This is a genomic window from Micromonospora echinofusca, assembly GCF_017614955.1.
Lineage (GTDB): Bacteria > Actinomycetota > Actinomycetes > Mycobacteriales > Micromonosporaceae > Micromonospora > Micromonospora echinofusca_A.
Genome location: NZ_WVUH01000022.1, coordinates 1 through 15,641, shown reverse-complemented (window position 1 = coordinate 15,641; position 15,641 = coordinate 1). Strand labels below are relative to the sequence as shown.

Below are 15,641 nucleotides of genomic sequence, written 5' to 3'. Positions count from 1 at the left end.
CTTTCCTCGGCTTCGCAGCGGCTCGACGCAAAGCGGTCGACCCCGCAGTACCCGCATACGCTAGGGCCCCATGCGTGCCATCGCGAACGTTCCTGAATAGGGTCGCCACCATGAACGATCGTTTTGTCGTCGTCGGAGCCGGCACGATGGGCCTCGGCATCGCGTACGTGGCGGCGGGAGCCGGTTTCGCGGTCGACCTGGTGGAGGTCGACCCCGGTCGGGCGGAGGCCGCCACCGAGCGGCTCGACGGGCTCTGGGCCCGGGCGGTCGAGCGGGGCAGGACCACCGCCGACCAGGCGTCGTCGGCCCGGGACCGGCTGACCCTGCGGGCCGGGCTGGACCAGGTCGGTGCCGGCCCGCAGGTGATCGTCGAGGCGGTGCCGGAGCGGCCCGACCTCAAACGGAGCGTCCTGCGTGCCGCCGAGGAGCTGGCCCCGGCGCTGCTCGGCACGAACACCTCCAGCATCCCCATCGGCGAACTGGCCGGCGGACTGGCCCGCCCGGACCGTTTCCTCGGGCTGCACTTCTTCAACCCGGTCTGGACCATGGCCCTGTTGGAGATCGTGGTCGGCCCGGCCACCGCGCCGGAGACCACCGACGCGGCCGTCGCGCTCGCCGGCCGGCTGGGCAAGGATCCCGTCGTGGTACGCGACCTGCCCGGGTTCGCCACCTCCCGGCTCGGCGTGACGCTCGGCCTGGAGGCGATCCGGATGGTCGCCGACGGGGTGGCCAGCCCGGCGGACATCGACAAGGCGATGGTGCTCGGCTACCGCCACCCGGTCGGCCCGTTGGAGCTGACCGACCTGGTCGGGCTGGACGTGCGGCTCGACATCGCCCGGACCCTCCAGGCCGCGTACGGCGACCGGTTTGCGCCGCCGCCGCTGCTGCTGGAGATGGTGGCGCAGGGCCGGCTCGGCAAGAAGTCCGGGCAGGGCTTCTACCGTTGGGAAGGCGGGGTGAAGCAGTGAGCGGCCTGCGGATCGAGGAGTACCCGGACCGGCTGGTGGTGACCCTGGACCGGCCGGAGAAGCGCAACGCGATCGACGCCGACCTGGTGGCCGAACTGCACGGGGTCTGCGCCGAGCTGGAGGCCCGGCCCCGGCTGCTGCTGCTGACCGGCGGGACGGCGGGGATCTTCGCCGGCGGGGCGGACATCGGCCAGCTCCGGGACCGGGGCCGGCTGGACGCCCTCGCCGCCATCAACGCGGGGGTGTTCGCCCGGATCCGGGCCCTGCCGCTGCCGACCGTCGCCGCCGTGGACGGACCGGCACTGGGCGGGGGCGCCGAACTGGCGTACGCGTGCGACCTGCGGGTCTGTACCGCCCGCGCGTTCTTCGGTCAGCCCGAGGTGCGGTTGGGCATCATCGCCGGTGCCGGAGCCACCCACCGGCTGCCCGCCCTGGTCGGCGAGGCACGGGCCAAGGAACTGCTCTTCACCGGCCGGCGGGTGGACGCCGCCGAGGCGCTGCGGATCGGCCTGGTCAACCGGGTGGTCGAGGAGCCGGACGGGCTGCTGCCCAGCGCGAACGAACTGCTCGACGAGATGGCGAAGGGCTCCACGCTGGCCCTCCGGCTGACCAAACTGGCCGTGGACGCACCGCCGGCCGCGCACCCCCACCTCGACCTGGTCAGCCAGGCGGTGCTCTTCGAGGACGAGGAGAAGCGCCGCCGGATGACCGAGTTCCTGGAGCGACGCCGGTCCCGGTGATCATCCGGTGGCGGGCCACGGTCCGGCCCGCCACCGGAGGATCACCGACTGGCGTACGGGTCGACGTAGCCGGGCGCGGTCCGGACCTGGTCGGCCACCCCGTCGGCGTCGGTGTCCCGCAGCCACAGGTCGGGCCGGCCGTCGAAGTCCTGGTCGAACGTGCTGCTGTCGACCCTGCCGTCGTGGTCGAGGTCCAGCCGGATCACGTCGACCCGACCGTCGCCGTTGCGGTCGTCGAGGACCGCGTCGACCGAGCCGTTGTCGTCGTAGTCCCGCAGCATCGCGTCCAGCCGGTGGTCGCCGTCGGTGTCGACGTACGTGGCGTCGGCGCGGCCGTCCCCGTCCGCGTCATGTTGCCGCAGGTCCACGTGCCCGTCCCCGTCGAGGTCGGTGCTCACGTCGACCGAGCCGTCCATCCGGTAGGTGACGACGGTGTGCGGGTCGGGCAGGAACGGGTCCGGCTCCGGGCCGGGCCCGTCCGCTGCGGGGTCGCTGCCGTCGTCGCCGACCAGCATGAGGTCGGTGAAGTCGCTCATCGGGGTGTCCTTCCGTCGCCGGCCGTTCGCCAGGGACGGTACGGCCGGACCGGGCCGCCCCGGATCCCGGAAACGTGCCACACCGCCCTACCGCCGGACGTGCCGGGTCCGGTCAGTGCCGGATCTGCACCCCTGCGTCGGCGAGGGCCGTGATGACCTGCACCGACTCGCCGAAGCCGATGACCAGGACGGCATCCGCGCCGTACGCCTTGATCTCCTGGGCGCCCGCGCTGAAGTCGACCTTGGGGGCCTCGGCGTCGGCCGGCGGCTCGTAGGTCAGCAGCTTCACCCGGTCCGCCCCGATGCCGGCGCGTTCCAGTTCGCCCCGGACGTTGGCCTGGAGACCCTCACCGTACGAGTCCTTCCGGGCCACCAGCACGATCCGGTGCGGACCGTCGCGCAGGATGACGTCGGCGAGCGCCCGCCCCTGGAGGTTGTCCGGCGGGGCGGTACGGAAGAACAGCCCCTTGTCCTCGACGGTGCTCAACCCGCCGTCGGTGCTGGAGGGGGAGAAGAGGACCAGGCCGGCGTCGACCACGTCGGGCAGCACGGCACGGGAGACGCCGGAGGCGGCGGCCCCGATGATCACCTGTACGCCGCCGGCCACGTGCCGGGCCACGGTGGCCTTGGCGACCTGGGGGCTGGTGCCGTCGTCACCGTCGATCCAGACCACCGGCTCGCCGAGCACCCCACCGGCCGCGTTGATCTCCCGGAGCGCCAGGGCGGCCCCGGCGGCCAGCGGTGGGTACGCCAGGGCCAGGTCACCGGTCTTCGGCAGCAGTCCACCCAGCTTCAGCGGGGAGCCGTCGCTGCGGTCGCTCTTGCCGGGCCGGGCCTTCTTCCCCTTGGGCGGGGTCTTGGTGCTGGCCGTCGACTCGTCACCGGCGCCGACGAACTCGGTCTTGGCGTCGTTGAGCTTGCCGTTGTCGAAGTGCAGGGTGGCGTAGCTGGCGGTGGCCGGCTCGCCGACGTCGGTGAAACCGGCCCGGGTCAGCGTCACACCCCGGTACTCGATGTCCGTACCACTGCGGGCGAGTTGGAGGCAGGTCGCCACCCGGTCGCAGCGCCGGCCCTGGTTGGACACGCCGTTGATCTGCGCGGCGATGTCGGCGGGGCGGGTGGAGCCGGCGAGCTGGGCGGCCAGGGCGCTGATCACCACGGCGTCGTACGTCTCGCCCGCGTAGAGGTAGTCGCTGATCTTCGGGTCGACCGACCGGATGCGGTTCTTGAAGTCGTCGGAGAGCGGGGTGAGCGGGGTGGTGCCCTTCATCCCGTCGATCAGGTCGACCCGGTCCTTGATCTCGGCGGCGAACGAGTTCTGCATGTTGCCGTCGGTACCGTAGAGCCGGACCTGTGGAGTCTCGGCCGGTGCGGCCTTGTCCTCCGTCCCACACCCGGTGGTGCCGAGCATGAGTGCCGCGCAGGCGGCCAGGGCAGCGCCGCGTGTGCCGCGTGTGCCGCGTGATCCGAGCATGGTCGTCCTTCCTCCCCGAAGGTCCGCTGCGCACATTAGCGTGCTCCCGCCCCTTACTTCGACCGTGCCTGCCGTTGAATCCGTTATCAACCAGCAGCGGTTACCCACGGTCACCGGTGTGTCGGTGCTGATGGTTGCTTGACGTGACGGCATACCCTTCGCCACGTGACGGACGTACCCCAGGAGACGCTGGACGACGCGACCGCGGTGTTGCACTCGGCGCTTTCCGGCGACAGTGAGGCCGTGGTCGGCACGTTCGACGCGGTCGTGGACCGGTCCGGCGTGGTCGGGGCGTACGACGTGGCCTGGTGCCTGGCCGCGACCATGGTCCCGGACGACGTGCCCCGGGGTGCGTGGACGCTGGACTTCCCCGGCATCGACCAGGCGGCCTACGACACCCGCTGGGTGGCCCGGTTCGTCAGCGCGTACGCCAACCGGGACGCCGACACCGGCGAGGCGCTCTTCGGTGCGGCCATCGCCGACGGGCGGCTGCCGGACTGCCTGCTCACCCTGGCCGGCTCGGTGGTGGCGACCCTGCGCAGCCGGACCGACTGACCACCACGAGCGCCCCGGGTCGGTCGACCGCAGCCGGACCGACCGTCGTAGCCGGGTCGGCCGGCCCGGCCACCCGGTGCGGGTCAGAAGGCGTGGTACGAGACCAGCGAGCCGTACTGGTAGCTGCTGTTCGAGAAGCGGACCACGAAGTTGACGCCGTCCCGCACGTTGGTGGCCGCGACCCGCCAGCCCGAGTTCGCCGGCAGGTACGTCCAGTAGTTGCAGTTGTTGGTCTTGTCGATGAAGACGACGCACGCGTACGTGCCGTAGGTGCTGGCGTTGCGCACGTTGATGTCGCCGCAGCGGGTCGTCGTCCGGTACGGGCCGGACTGCCCTCCCCAACCGCCCACCTGGAAGTAGTCCCGCACGGCCCCGCCGTAGCAGGTGGTCAGTGTGCCGACCTGGTTGTCCGGCGACCCGGCGGGTGCGGCCAGGGCCGGCAGGGTGGCCACCGGGGTGGTCGGCAGGGTCGGTGCGGCGGGCGCCGCCACCGCAGGGGCGGCCAGGACGGTGGCGAACAGCGCCACACTGGTGGTGGCCACCAGGCGGCCCACAGGCAGTGACATTCCAGCCTCCGAGTGAGTTGACCAGCCCCCGTGACGGATCTCTGACGCAGAGTGGCGAGCATACTGATCAATGGGTTTCGGCGCTGCCCCGAACCGGTCCGGGACCGGATGTGATAGCTCTGGTGCATGTCGGACGCGATGCTGGCCAGGGTCCGCAAGCTGCTGGCCAAGGCGGAGGATCCGGCATGTGGCCCGGCCGAGGCGGCCCTCTTCACCGCCAAGGCCACCGAACTGATCGCCCGGTACGGCGTGGACCGGGCCCTGCTCGCCGCGCAGGACCCCACCACCGACCCGGTCGGTGACCGGACCGTCGACATCGTCGCGCCGTACGCCCTGGACAAGGCGGGACTGCTCGCCGCCGTGGCGGACCCGTTGCGCTGCCGCTGCGTACGGCGTCGGGAGCGGACCGGGTACGCCATGCATTTGTTCGGTTTCGCCAGCGACCTGGAACGGGTGGAGCTGCTCTTCACCTCGCTGCTGGTCCAGGCCGCCCATGGTCTCGCCGCTGCGGTCGTACCCCGGGGCGAGCATCCCGCCGCGTTCCGACGGTCCTGGCTGGCCGGATTCGCCCGCGAGGTGGGCACCCGGCTCCGGGCGGCCGAGGAGGAGGCCGCCACCCGCCCGGCCGCCACCTTGGTGGCGCTGGTGCTGGCGGACCGGTCGACCCGGGTCGACCAGCGCCTCGCCGAGGTCTATCCCCGGCTGCGTACCGCCGCTGCCCGACGGCTGGTCGGCGGCGGGCTGGCGCAGGGTGCCGCAGCCGGGCGCCGGGCCGATCTGGGCGGCACCACCGGTCTGCGCGCCGACTCCCCGGTGGAGTTGGGTCGGGCCCGCTGAGCGGGTCGGCGGGGCGCCGTCAGCCAGATCGCGGGGCGCCGTCAGGAGATCGGCGGGTGCTGGGCGGCGACCACCGAGGCGGAGTACCGGGACAGCAGCTCGTGCCAGCCGGCGGTGAGGGCCTGCCGGTACCCTTCGGCGGCCTCGCCGTGTCGTTCGAAGTTCCGGTGTTCGACCCGTACGCTGGTCAGCTCGGGGCCCTCCTCGACGAAGGTGACCTCCACCTCGCTGGCCCGCGCGGGATTAGGGACGGGTACCCGGTCCGGGCCGATCTGCCACGTGAAGACGAGCAGGTCCGGCGGCTCCCAGGTGAGCACCCGCCCCCAGTCTGTTCGGAAGCCGTACGGGCCGATCTCGTAGAGCATGCCACCGGCGTGCGGTTCCATGCCGAGATCCGCCAGCGCGTCCGGTCCGGACCAGGTGTACTCCCGTACCCACCAGTCGGCGAGGGCGCCGGTGAAGACGGCGAACGCCTGGTCGGCGGTCGCCGGGACCAGGAGGGTGCTGCGCAGCGAGTACTGGTCGGCCTCCTGATGGATGTCGACCGGATCGACGATCTCCTGTCCCATAGGCCCGGACCATACCGCCCGCTGCCCGGCTGTGCAGCTTCGATGGCGACCAAGGGACAAGTTGTCCGGTTGGGAGCGTTGCCGGCCGGGGTTTGTCCATCGGTACCCGCAGGTCGGGTGACGGTATGAACACTTTCGCGTTGCCGTCCCTGCTGGCCCGGAGTCACTACAGTGCGCGGCATGTCCCCGGCCCGATCAGGATCATCCCTCCGCGACCGCCTCGGCGCGTTCCGGCAGGCGGTGGCCCGTCGTCGTACCCCCGTCCTGCGGACCCTGGCGGTGCTGGCCCTCGGGCTCGCGGCGCTGTTCCATCTCGTCGGCGACGGGGTACCGCCCAGCCCGGAGCCGGGCTGGCGGGGATGGGCCGTCGACCACCTGCACACCCTGGTCTGGGTGGACCTCGCGGTCACCTTCTGGCTCGCGGCGTCCCCGCGACCGGCCCTGCGCCGATGGTCCTCCCGGGTCGGTCTGCTCGCCCTGGCGCTGTACGTGGCGTTCCGGCTGGTCTTGCACGGAGTGATCTGACGTCCGTAGCCCGGCGAAGGGCTCAGACCGCAGACGGGTAGGTGCACGGCATCGCGAACCCTCGGCTGGGACACCCCAGCCGAGGGGGTTTCACCATCCTTCTCGACACGATCGACCACTAGTCCGATCGGGTGGGTTGGTCAGTACAACTGGTCGTGATACCACACTTGGTTCCAGTTTCCGTAATGCTGCCCAAGTGAGACCCATCCCCAATCCGTACCCCCGTAGCGCTCTTCAAGTCGCAGTCCGCTGCTCACGTGTTCGATGTACCGCCACCCGGGGGTTGCGAAATTCGACCTCCACCGCTGGGCCATGCTGCCGTTGCAGGGCCAGAGCCATAGGTGCATCCCGGTTTGCGCGTTGTTGTTCGCAACGTCCACGCACCCGCCTCCAGGTACTCCCGCCAGCCCGATGGCGAAAGTGCCGTCGGCGTAGCGATAGATCAGCCATCCCCGGCTGCAGTCCTTGGTGAGGTACAGGTAGGGATAGTAGACCGGGTCGTCCACCGAGAGGCAGTACGGTTGGCTTTCGCCGGCATTCAGGAGGGATGGCCCGCCGTTCCCCGCTTGTGCCGGAGAAGCGGGTAGGGCCGCCACGGTGAGTACGACGCTGGTCAGAGCGACCAGCGAAGCGAGCTGTCGGCGGAAGCGGGTACGTCTCGTGAAGAATCTCATGACATTCTCTCTTCTGGCGAGGCAATCGCATCGATATCAATTGATGCAATTGCCCCTTCGGGCCCCTTGGCTATCCTTGCTGTCGATGGCGGTGAATCAATTAGGCACTCTGGGTGTTGCGGGGAGAATCGGCCGGATGGCCGGTCCTGGGCGTCAATGCACCGAGGGTCTCAGGGCCCATGTAAGTCGTGACGGGTACCCAGGTTGAGGTGATCTTTTGGGGGTAGGTTGGTCCGGCTGGGTTGTCACGAAAGCCAAGCTTTGCAACGGTACGCCGTCCGGTTGTACCCGGATGTCGCCCTGCCGTTTGTCGACGCGGAGCGCCCGCTTCCGATATCCGGGTTCCTGCGTGATGTGGGAGTGGAGCCAGTCCGAGGCTGTTTGGGTATTTGTGCCCTGGCAAGGGCAGTAACGCGGTGGGCTCTGGGTCCTGGGTCCTTACGGTAGGCAGGTCGGGCGGGGCCGGGGTTGAGAATCTGCCTCCGACTCCTTCGTGGTGCGGCGCTGGACGTGGTCGCGGGTGCGTTGGTCGGAGCGCATGCGGCACAGGGCGATGGGAGTCTGCAGACCGGCGGCCACGATGACAGGACCGTTCATCCGGTGGGGCGCTCCAGCCGTCACCCTGGGGCCCGCTCCACGGTGTGTGGGACGGCGCCGGGGGGACGACGACGGGCGGGATTGCACCGGGTAGGGAACGGCGTACGCCGGAAGCGTGATCCGCAGTCGTGCGATCCGGGTGCGATACCAAGCGGGTAAGGCCAGTCGGTGACAGCTACCGGCGCACAGCCGAGGAGCTGTGACGTACCCCACAAATGCAACAGCGCTGACCAGTGTTTGCACTGGTCAGCGCTGTAGTAGCCCGGCGAAAGGCTATGTGGCCAGGGGCGGGGTCGAACCGCCGACCTTCCGATTTTCAGTCGGACGCTCGTACCAACTGAGCTACCTGGCCGGGTGTTGCTCGGATCATGTTACCCGCTCACCGGACCTGCTGCCGGTAGGGTCACCTGCTCCGAAACGCAAACGCCGCGCGGTTACGCGCGGCGGTCAGCGCTGCGGTCCTGACGGGACTTGAACCCGCGACCTCCGCCTTGACAGGGCGGCGAGCACTCCAACTGCTCCACAGGACCTTGCTCGTGCTCCGACTTGCGCCGGCCTTGCTCCGGCTTTCGCCGGTCGTGCCCCCAACGGGATTCGAACCCGTGCTACCGCCTTGAAAGGGCGGCGTCCTGGGCCGCTAGACGATGAGGGCGGCCCCGCAATCATTGCACACCTGCTGGTGACAACTTCCTGCGGACTTGCTCCCATCCGGCCCCGCCGGAGGCTTCGAAAGCATACGTGATGCCGGGCCCCACGACAAAACCGGTATGGCCTGCCGGGCAAGCTGCCCGTTTTACGCCTACTTGAGGCGAGTGACGCCGTACCGCTGCTTGATCGAGGCGATCAGGCCGGGACAGGCCCGCAGGGTGGCGCTCCGGTCGCCCCCACCGTCGTGCAGCAGCACGATCGAACCGGGCCGGACCCGGTCGGTCACCCGCTTGCTGATCACCGACGCGGTCGGCTTCGCCCAGTCCTGCGGATCGACCGTCCAGTGCAGCGACTGCATGCCGAGCCCTTTGGCGGCAGCGACCACCTCGGGGGTCCACCGGCCACCGGGCTGCCGGTAGTACGGGATCCGCGCGCCCGGTACCGCCGCCCGGATCGCCTGGTTGGTGCGGGCCAGGTCCGCCCGGATCTGCGCCTCCGGCCGGGTACCCAGGTCGACGTCGTGCTGCCAGCTGTGGTTGCAGAGCTGGTGGCCCTCGCGGACGATCCGGACGACCAGCGCCGGATGCTGCCGCACCTTCGAACCGACCACGCAGAACGTCGCCTTGACCCCGGCGGCCCGGAGCTGGTCGAGCACCTTCGGGGTCCACTGCGGGTGCGGACCGTCGTCGAAGGTCAGCGCGACCCCGCGTACCCCGGTGGTGCGACGCAGACCCGGCGGCAGGGCCGTCGGAGCGGGCCGACGCGACGTCGTCGGCCGGACCGTCGGGGTCGGCGCCGGGCGCCGGGTCGGTGCCACCGACGGCGGTACGGTCGCCGGGGCGGACGCCGTGGGGTCGGTGCCACCCGCCGCCGGCCGGGCGGGCCGGTCCTGGTCGGCGCACCCGGCCGTGGCGAGCATGAGCAGGGCGGTGCAGGCCGCGAACGCGGCACGTGGGGTCATCGTCGACTCTTCCGAGAGGGGTTCGGGAAAGTGGACCCCACAGGCTAGCCGACCGCTCCCAGACCGCAGAAGCGGACAGTCGTCCTCAAATCCCCCAGCCGGTGACGATCATTCCGCTGTCGACTGGTCCAGTGAGTCGCGGACCGCCAGAGCCAGTGAGACCGCCTCGGTGAGATCGGTGGGTCGGACCACACCCGCCGGCAGGGTGTCCGCCCGCCAGCCGGGCCCCGCCGCGAGGACCAGCAGGGGCCGACGTGGCACGGTCAGCAACGCGACGAGCTGAGCCGGATCGGCGGTGGCCCGGGAGTGCGACCAGACCACCACGGCCGCTGGCCCGGTCCGGCTGATCGCCTCGGTCAGCGCCTCCACCGGTACCCGGGCCCCGAGCAGCCGGTAGCTCACCCCGGCCTCGGCCAACGCCGCACCCAGCGCCTCCAGCGGCAACGAGTGCTGCTCCTCGTCGGCGCAGGAGAGCAGGATCCTTGGCGGTCCGACGGCCTGGTTGCGCCGGGCCACCGTGGCGAACGCCTCGGAGACACACCGGGAGACCAGGTGTTCGACCTCGATCAGACCGGCCGTGGCCGCGTGCCGTTCGCCGATCGCGGCGAGTACCGGCCGCAGCATCCCGTCCCAGGTGACGATCACCCCGTCGGCGGCGATGGCCGCCTCGATCGCCTCGCACATCGCCGCCGAGTCCAGCCGCATGGCAGCCCGGGCCAGTCCCCGGGCTGCCGGCCCGGCCCGACCCACCGGCAGGGTGAACCCCCCGCCGTCCCGGCTCGTCGAGACGCGGCGGCGCTCCGGGGCCGGCACCGGCTCGGCGGTCGACACCTGGGCGGTCGACACCTCGGGGGCACGGCGCGCCCACCGGGCCGCCTCGGCCGGAGGTACCCCCTGCACGGTCAGCCGACGCATGATCTCCAGTCGGGCCAGGTCCGACGGGGTGTACCGGCGGTGATGGCCGGGGACATGTTCACTCGGCCCCAGCCCGTACCGCTGGTGCCAGGTGCGCAGCGTGGTGACGGCGACGCCGAGCCGGCGTGCGACCGCCCCCGCGCTCAGCGCCTCATCGCCCACCCGACCGCTCCGAAGCCTCGTCCGCCCCGGCGGGGTCGGTCGGGACGGTACCGGCGGGAGCCGTCGGCGTACCGTCGTGGTGCAGCAGCCGGCCCACCACCCCGACCAGCCACGGCGCGTACCGCTCGGGGCGCCGGTCGATGTCGGCGGCCAGCTCGACCGGGTCGACCCAGCACAGGTCCGCCACCTCGGCCGGATCCGGATGCAGCTCCTCCGGTCGGGTGAACTCACCGCGCAGGACGTGGTCGTACTCGACCTCCACCCGCCCGGTGGCCGGATCCTCGGCGCGGTAGACGTGCACCCCCACCTCGGTCAGCGGGACCGGACCGACCCCCAGCTCCTCGCGCAGCCGGCGGTTGGCCGCGTCGGCAAGCGACTGCCCGGGGGCCGGATGCCCGCAGCAGGAGTTGGCCCAGCGCAGCGGGAAGCGGGTCTTCACCGCCGCCCGCTGCTGGAGCAGCACCCGCCCGTCGGGGGCGACGAGCAGCACCGAGAAGGCCCGGTGCAACTGCCCCGGCGGCTGGTGCGCGTCGGCCACGCTGCTCGCACCGAGCGACCGGCCGCCGTGGTCGACCAGCTCGACGAGGTGCCCCTCCCGGGAGGTCACGGTCACCGGGCACCCCCGGTGATCCGGCCGGCCGCCAGCTTGCCGGAGATCAGCACCATCGGTACGCCCACACCCGGCTGCGTGCCGGAACCCACGAAAACCACGTTGGACAGTGTGCGGTGCAGGTTCGAAGGGCGGAAAGGCCCGGTCTGGAACAGGCTGTGCGCGGCGGCGAACGGGGTGCCCGCCGCCATCCCCTGGTCGGCCCAGTCGGCCGGGGTGATGATCCGGGAGACCTCCACGCCGTCGGCGAACCCGACGTAACCGCGCTGCTCCAGGGTGCGCATCAGGTCGTCGGCGTACCGGCGGGCCAGGTCGCCGCGCCAGTCGAACGGCGCCACCTCAAGGTTGGGTACCGGGGCGAGCACGTAGTACGTGTGCCGGCCGGCCGGGGCGACCGCCGGATCGGTCCGGCTCGGGTTGGTGACCAGCAACGAGGGGTCGCTCATCAGCTCGCCGCGCCGGATCACCTCGTCGAAGGTGCCCTTCCAGGCCCGGCCGAAGTGGATGTTGTGGTGGGCGATCTGCGAGTACCCCTGCTTCGAGCCGACGTGCAGCACGACGCAGGACGGCGAGTAGCTCAGCCGGCGCTGCCGGGTCGGCGGCAGCAGGTCCCGGTAGGCGACCGGCAGGTCCGGGTTGAGGACCACCACGTCGGCCGGGATCCGCTCGCCGTCGGCGGTGAGCACCCCGGTGGCCCGCCCGTTGGCGGTCTCCACCTGCGTCACCGTCGTGCCGTAGCGGAACTGCACGCCGTGCTTCTCCGCCGCGCCGGCCATCCCCCGGGAGACCGCGTGGATGCCGCCACGGGGGAAGTAGACCCCGGCCACCGAGTCCAGGTACGCGATGACCGCGTAGATGGCGAGCGCGTCGTGCGGTGCCAGGCCGGCGTACATGGCCTGGAAGGAGAAGATCCGCCGGGTACGCGGGTCGCGGAAGAACTGGCCGATCTTGGTTTGCAGCCGGCGGAACGCGCCGGTGGCGAGCAGTTTGAGCAGGTTGCCGGTGAGCAGGTCGGTCGGCGCGTCCAGGTTGCGGTCGATGAAGTCGGTCCGCTCCAGGTGCCACAGGTTGCGCGCGTAGTCGACGAAGCGCAGGTACCCGTCCGCCTCCCGGGGACCGCAGACCCGGGAGATCTCCGCCGCCATCCGGGCGGTGTCGGTGATGACGTCCAGCGTCGAGCCGTCCGGGTAGTACGCCCGGTACGCCGGGTCGAGCGGGGTCAGGTCGAGCCAGTCGGTCAGTTCCTCGCCGACCGCCCCCAGTGCCTCGGCGATCAGCTCCGGCATGGTCAGCACGGTCGGGCCGGTGTCGAACTCGTAACCGTCCACGCTCAGCCGGCCGGCCCGGCCACCCGGCACGGGCTCGCGCTCCACCACCGTGACCTGCCGGCCACTGCCGGCGAGGTGCAACGCGGCCGCGAGGCCACCCAGCCCGGCGCCGACCACCACGACCCGATCTGTCCGTCCGGTCACGGTCCGCACGTGATCATCTCCTTCTTGCGAATGCTCATCATGACCGGCTGTCCGGGAGTGCTCATCATGACCGGCGGTGCGTGGCGGCGACAGCCAGGCCGGTCAGGGCCGACCGGGCCGTCTCGTCCATGCTGGCGGCCTCCAGGGCGGCCACCGCCCCGGTCACCCGGTCGGAGATCATCTTTTCCACCCGGTCGACCGCGCCGGTGGCGGCCACCAGTTCGGCGTACCGGTCCACCTCGTCGGCGGGTACGCCCCCGTCGAGGCGTCGCAACTCGGCGGCCTGGGCCGGCGTGGCGAGCTGACGGGCCAGCATCAGCAGCACCGTCGGTTTGCCGGTACGCAGGTCGTCACCGGCGGGTTTGCCGGTGGTGGCCGGGTCGCCGTACACCCCCAGCAGGTCGTCACAGAGCTGGAACGCCTCGCCGACCGCCAGGCCGTACCGGGTGTAGGCGGCCACCAGCGGGGCGTCCGGCACGGCGGCCCCGGCCAGCGCCGAACCGAACAGCAGCGGGCGCTGGACGGTGTAGCTCGCCGTCTTGTAGCGGGCCACCCGCAGCGCCCGGTCCACCGACCAGTTCCCCGCATCGTGCTCGCCGAGCACGTCGAGGTACTCCCCGGCGATGGTCTCGATGCGCATCTGGTCGTAGCAGCGGCGCACGTCGAGCAGGGTGGCGGCCGGTACGGCGGTGCGGCCGAGCAGCCGGTCGGCCCAGACCAGGCAGAGGTCGCCGACCAGGATGGCGGCGGCCTCCCCGAACCGGTCCGGGTCGCCGGCCCGGCGGGCGGCCCGGTGCGCGGCGGCCATCGAACGGTGCACGGTCGGCCGACCCCGTCGGGTGGCGGAGGCGTCCATCACGTCGTCGTGCACCAGGGCGAAGGCGTGCAGGATCTCCAGCGCGGCGAGCGCGGGCAGCACCGGCGGCAGCGGGGCCTCCCCGCCGACCACCCCGCGCCAGCCCCAGTAGGCGAACGTCGGCCGGAGCCGCTTGCCGCCGGCCAGCACGCAGTCGTGGGCGGTCCGGGCGAAGTCGTGCAGCGCCGGGTCGACCCCGGCGAGCGACGCCACCTCGGTGGTCAGGAAATCTCCCAGTGTCTCCTCGACTGCCCGGACCAGATCCCGGGTAAAGGCGGCGAGCACCTCGCGGACCGGATCGTCGGCGTCCACCGGCCGAACCGGCGCCACGCGGAGCGCGTTACCCGCAACTGCGTCGTTGGCCATGTGGCCGAGCGTACCCTAGGGTTACGAGTTGCGTCGATTGGTGCGTCGATTTTTGAGGAGGGCCGGTGGACACGGATCTCGCCGCTGCCTATGACCGTTGCCGTGACCTGCACAAACGTCACGGTCGCACCTACTATCTCGCGACCAGGCTGCTCCCCGCCTGGAAACGACGGCACGTACATGCGCTCTACGGCTTCACCCGGTACGCCGACGAGATCGTCGACCGTACCGAGGATCTTCCCCCTGCTCAGCGGGCCGGACGGCTCGACGACTGGTCGGGCCGCTTCCTGGCCGGACTCGACGGTGCGTCGGTTGACGACCCGTTGCTCCCCGCAGTCCTGCACACCATCGCCACCTTCGACCTCGACCGGACCGACTTTGCGTCGTTTCTGCGGAGCATGGCGATGGACCTGACGGTGCTGTCGTACCCGACCTACGACGACCTGCTCGACTACATGGAAGGCTCGGCGGCGGTCATCGGCACGATGATGCTGCCCATCCTCGGCAGCTCCGACCCGGTCGCCGCGCGCGAACCGGCCCGCCAGCTCGGCTTCGCCTTCCAGCTCACCAACTTCATCCGGGACGTCGCCGAGGACCTCGACCGGGGCCGCACCTACCTGCCCGACGAGGACCTCGACAAGTTCGACCTCACCCGGGACGACCTGGTCGCCGCCCGCGACCGGGGCGCGGCCACCGACCGCATCCGGGAACTGATCGAGTACGAGGTGACCCGCGCCCAGGCGCACTACCTCGCCGCCGCCCCCGGGGTGACCCTGCTCTCGCCCGCCTCACAGGCCTGCATCCGCACCGCGTACGCCCTCTACGGCGGGATCCTCGACGAGGTGGCCGCCCAGGGCTACGACGTCTTCGCCCGACGGGCCGTGGTGCCGCAGCGTCGCCGGATGGCGGTCGCCGGCCGAGCCCTGCTCACCCCGACCGGCACGCCGGTGGTGGTCCCCGGCCCGTCGGCCACCCTGCCCCTGGCCGTCGGGTGACCGGACAGACAGCGACCGGCTCCGGCGCAGACCGGGACGTGGGACGGACCTCGGCCGGCTCCGGCGCGGACCGGGGCTCCGGGGCCGGCCAGCGCGGTGGCCGGACAGCGGTCGTCCTGCTCAGCCGGGACCTGCGGATACACGACAACCCCGCGCTGGTCGCCGCCTGCGAACGGTTCGACCGGGTGGTACCGCTCTACGTGCTCGACCCGGCGCTGGCCACGATCTCGCCGAACCGCAACCGCTTCCTGCACCAGTGCCTCGCCGACCTGCGCGCGTCGTTGCGCGGAATCGGCGGGGACCTGGTCGTCCGGCACGGCGACCCGGTCGCCGAGACGATCCGGCTGGCCCGGGAAAGCGGTGCCGACGGGGTGGCGGTCTCCGCCGACGTCAGCCGGTACGCCCGCCGCCGCCAGCAACGGTTGCGGGACGAGTGCGAGCGGCACCGGTTGCACCTGGCGATCTTTCCCGGCCTGACCATCGTCGAACCGGGCACCCTGCAACCGGGCGGGGGCGACCACTACCGGGTGTTCAGCCCCTATCACCGCCGCTGGCTCGGGACAACCTGGCGCGACGAACTGCCCGCGCCGACCCGGATCCGGCTCCCCGACGGCC

At 71.6% G+C, this 15,641-nt stretch carries 17 protein-coding genes and 3 tRNA genes; 7 read left to right on the top strand and 13 right to left on the bottom strand.

The genetic code is table 11. The features are described 5' to 3' along the window. The first annotated feature begins 110 nt into the window (after window positions 1-110). The gene (locus GSF22_RS04925) at window positions 111-968 is read left to right on the top strand and encodes a 3-hydroxyacyl-CoA dehydrogenase family protein (RefSeq protein ID WP_208811533.1); all 858 of its coding nucleotides are present in this window, start codon (window positions 111-113) and stop codon (window positions 966-968) included. Then, window positions 965-1,708: an enoyl-CoA hydratase/isomerase family protein gene (locus GSF22_RS04920; protein WP_208811532.1), complete on the top strand. Its 744-nt coding sequence runs from the start codon at window positions 965-967 to the stop codon at window positions 1,706-1,708. Before GSF22_RS04925 ends, GSF22_RS04920 begins: the two co-directional genes overlap by 4 nt. Before the next feature lie 41 nt (window positions 1,709-1,749). Here the strand turns inward: GSF22_RS04920 and GSF22_RS04915 are convergent, their stop codons facing one another. Further along, window positions 1,750-2,244, bottom strand: a complete 495-nt coding sequence (locus tag GSF22_RS04915) for a hypothetical protein (RefSeq protein WP_208811531.1) — start codon at window positions 2,242-2,244, stop codon at window positions 1,750-1,752. Between the two features lie 112 nt (window positions 2,245-2,356). Next, entirely contained in the window at window positions 2,357-3,718 is a 1,362-nt protein-coding gene (locus GSF22_RS04910; RefSeq protein ID WP_208811530.1) for an ABC transporter substrate-binding protein, read from the bottom strand. A gap of 165 nt (window positions 3,719-3,883) precedes the next feature. Here GSF22_RS04910 and GSF22_RS04905 point away from each other — a divergent pair, with 165 nt between their 5' ends. Beyond that, entirely contained in the window at window positions 3,884-4,273 is a 390-nt protein-coding gene (locus GSF22_RS04905; protein ID WP_208811529.1) for a hypothetical protein, read from the top strand. An 83-nt stretch (window positions 4,274-4,356) separates the two neighbouring features. Here GSF22_RS04905 and GSF22_RS04900 read toward each other — a convergent pair whose 3' ends face one another. Then, window positions 4,357-4,839: a hypothetical protein gene (locus tag GSF22_RS04900; protein ID WP_208811528.1), complete on the bottom strand. Its 483-nt coding sequence runs from the start codon at window positions 4,837-4,839 to the stop codon at window positions 4,357-4,359. Between the two features lie 126 nt (window positions 4,840-4,965). On the opposite strand from GSF22_RS04900, the gene GSF22_RS04895 reads away from it, so the two are divergent. Continuing rightward, complete coding sequence (locus GSF22_RS04895; RefSeq protein WP_208811527.1) at window positions 4,966-5,676, top strand: DUF2786 domain-containing protein; 711 nt, start codon at window positions 4,966-4,968, stop codon at window positions 5,674-5,676. A 41-nt stretch (window positions 5,677-5,717) separates the two neighbouring features. Here the strand turns inward: GSF22_RS04895 and GSF22_RS04890 are convergent, their stop codons facing one another. Further along, the gene (locus tag GSF22_RS04890; RefSeq protein WP_208811526.1) at window positions 5,718-6,245 is read right to left on the bottom strand and encodes an SRPBCC family protein; all 528 of its coding nucleotides are present in this window, start codon (window positions 6,243-6,245) and stop codon (window positions 5,718-5,720) included. Between the two features lie 180 nt (window positions 6,246-6,425). On the opposite strand from GSF22_RS04890, the gene GSF22_RS04885 reads away from it, so the two are divergent. Then, window positions 6,426-6,770: a hypothetical protein gene (locus GSF22_RS04885; protein ID WP_208811525.1), complete on the top strand. Its 345-nt coding sequence runs from the start codon at window positions 6,426-6,428 to the stop codon at window positions 6,768-6,770. 140 nt (window positions 6,771-6,910) lie between these two features. Here GSF22_RS04885 and GSF22_RS35950 read toward each other — a convergent pair whose 3' ends face one another. The 9 genes from GSF22_RS35950 to GSF22_RS04840 form a co-directional block, all read right to left on the bottom strand. After that, window positions 6,911-7,444, bottom strand: a complete 534-nt coding sequence (locus tag GSF22_RS35950) for an RICIN domain-containing protein (protein WP_208811524.1) — start codon at window positions 7,442-7,444, stop codon at window positions 6,911-6,913. 875 nt (window positions 7,445-8,319) lie between these two features. After that, window positions 8,320-8,393, bottom strand: a tRNA-Phe gene (locus GSF22_RS04875). Window positions 8,394-8,497: 104 nt separating this feature from the next. Beyond that, window positions 8,498-8,571: transfer RNA gene (locus GSF22_RS04870), tRNA-Asp, on the bottom strand. A gap of 49 nt (window positions 8,572-8,620) precedes the next feature. Continuing rightward, a tRNA-Glu gene (locus tag GSF22_RS04865) sits at window positions 8,621-8,693 on the bottom strand. A 147-nt stretch (window positions 8,694-8,840) separates the two neighbouring features. Then, window positions 8,841-9,650 (bottom strand): polysaccharide deacetylase family protein, encoded by an 810-nt coding sequence (locus GSF22_RS04860; RefSeq protein ID WP_208811523.1) that lies wholly within the window; start codon window positions 9,648-9,650, stop codon window positions 8,841-8,843. Between the two features lie 108 nt (window positions 9,651-9,758). After that, the gene (locus GSF22_RS04855; RefSeq protein ID WP_208811522.1) at window positions 9,759-10,727 is read right to left on the bottom strand and encodes a MerR family transcriptional regulator; all 969 of its coding nucleotides are present in this window, start codon (window positions 10,725-10,727) and stop codon (window positions 9,759-9,761) included. After that, window positions 10,717-11,334, bottom strand: a complete 618-nt coding sequence (gene idi / locus GSF22_RS04850) for an isopentenyl-diphosphate Delta-isomerase (RefSeq protein ID WP_208811551.1) — start codon at window positions 11,332-11,334, stop codon at window positions 10,717-10,719. The genes GSF22_RS04855 and idi overlap by 11 nt, the downstream gene beginning before the upstream one ends. A 2-nt stretch (window positions 11,335-11,336) precedes the next feature. Further along, window positions 11,337-12,818 carry a phytoene desaturase family protein gene (gene crtI / locus GSF22_RS04845; protein ID WP_208811521.1) on the bottom strand — a complete coding sequence of 494 codons (1,482 nt, stop codon included), beginning with the start codon at window positions 12,816-12,818 and terminating at the stop codon, window positions 11,337-11,339. 55 nt (window positions 12,819-12,873) lie between these two features. After that, complete coding sequence (locus tag GSF22_RS04840; RefSeq protein ID WP_208811520.1) at window positions 12,874-14,031, bottom strand: polyprenyl synthetase family protein; 1,158 nt, start codon at window positions 14,029-14,031, stop codon at window positions 12,874-12,876. A 65-nt stretch (window positions 14,032-14,096) separates the two neighbouring features. On the opposite strand from GSF22_RS04840, the gene GSF22_RS04835 reads away from it, so the two are divergent. Continuing rightward, window positions 14,097-15,026, top strand: coding sequence for a phytoene/squalene synthase family protein (locus GSF22_RS04835; RefSeq protein WP_208811519.1), 930 nt, complete (start codon window positions 14,097-14,099; stop codon window positions 15,024-15,026). A 116-nt stretch (window positions 15,027-15,142) separates the two neighbouring features. Beyond that, the coding region (locus GSF22_RS04830) for a deoxyribodipyrimidine photo-lyase (protein ID WP_244366233.1) at window positions 15,143-15,641 on the top strand (499 nt) is incomplete at its 3' end.

Bases quoted from the DNA above. Each gene is read 5' to 3' on its own strand.
- GSF22_RS04925 (WP_208811533.1), top strand. From the start codon at position 111: ATGAACGATCGTTTTGTCGTCGTCGGAGCCGGCACGATGGGCCTCGGC.
- GSF22_RS04915 (WP_208811531.1), bottom strand. From the start codon at position 2,244: ATGAGCGACTTCACCGACCTCATGCTGGTCGGCGACGACGGCAGCGAC.
- GSF22_RS04910 (WP_208811530.1), bottom strand. From the start codon at position 3,718: ATGCTCGGATCACGCGGCACACGCGGCACACGCGGCGCTGCCCTGGCC.
- GSF22_RS04900 (WP_208811528.1), bottom strand. From the start codon at position 4,839: ATGTCACTGCCTGTGGGCCGCCTGGTGGCCACCACCAGTGTGGCGCTG.
- GSF22_RS04895 (WP_208811527.1), top strand. From the start codon at position 4,966: ATGTCGGACGCGATGCTGGCCAGGGTCCGCAAGCTGCTGGCCAAGGCG.
- GSF22_RS04890 (WP_208811526.1), bottom strand. From the start codon at position 6,245: ATGGGACAGGAGATCGTCGATCCGGTCGACATCCATCAGGAGGCCGAC.
- GSF22_RS04885 (WP_208811525.1), top strand. From the start codon at position 6,426: ATGTCCCCGGCCCGATCAGGATCATCCCTCCGCGACCGCCTCGGCGCG.
- GSF22_RS35950 (WP_208811524.1), bottom strand. From the start codon at position 7,444: ATGAGATTCTTCACGAGACGTACCCGCTTCCGCCGACAGCTCGCTTCG.
- GSF22_RS04860 (WP_208811523.1), bottom strand. From the start codon at position 9,650: ATGACCCCACGTGCCGCGTTCGCGGCCTGCACCGCCCTGCTCATGCTC.
- GSF22_RS04840 (WP_208811520.1), bottom strand. From the start codon at position 14,031: ATGGCCAACGACGCAGTTGCGGGTAACGCGCTCCGCGTGGCGCCGGTT.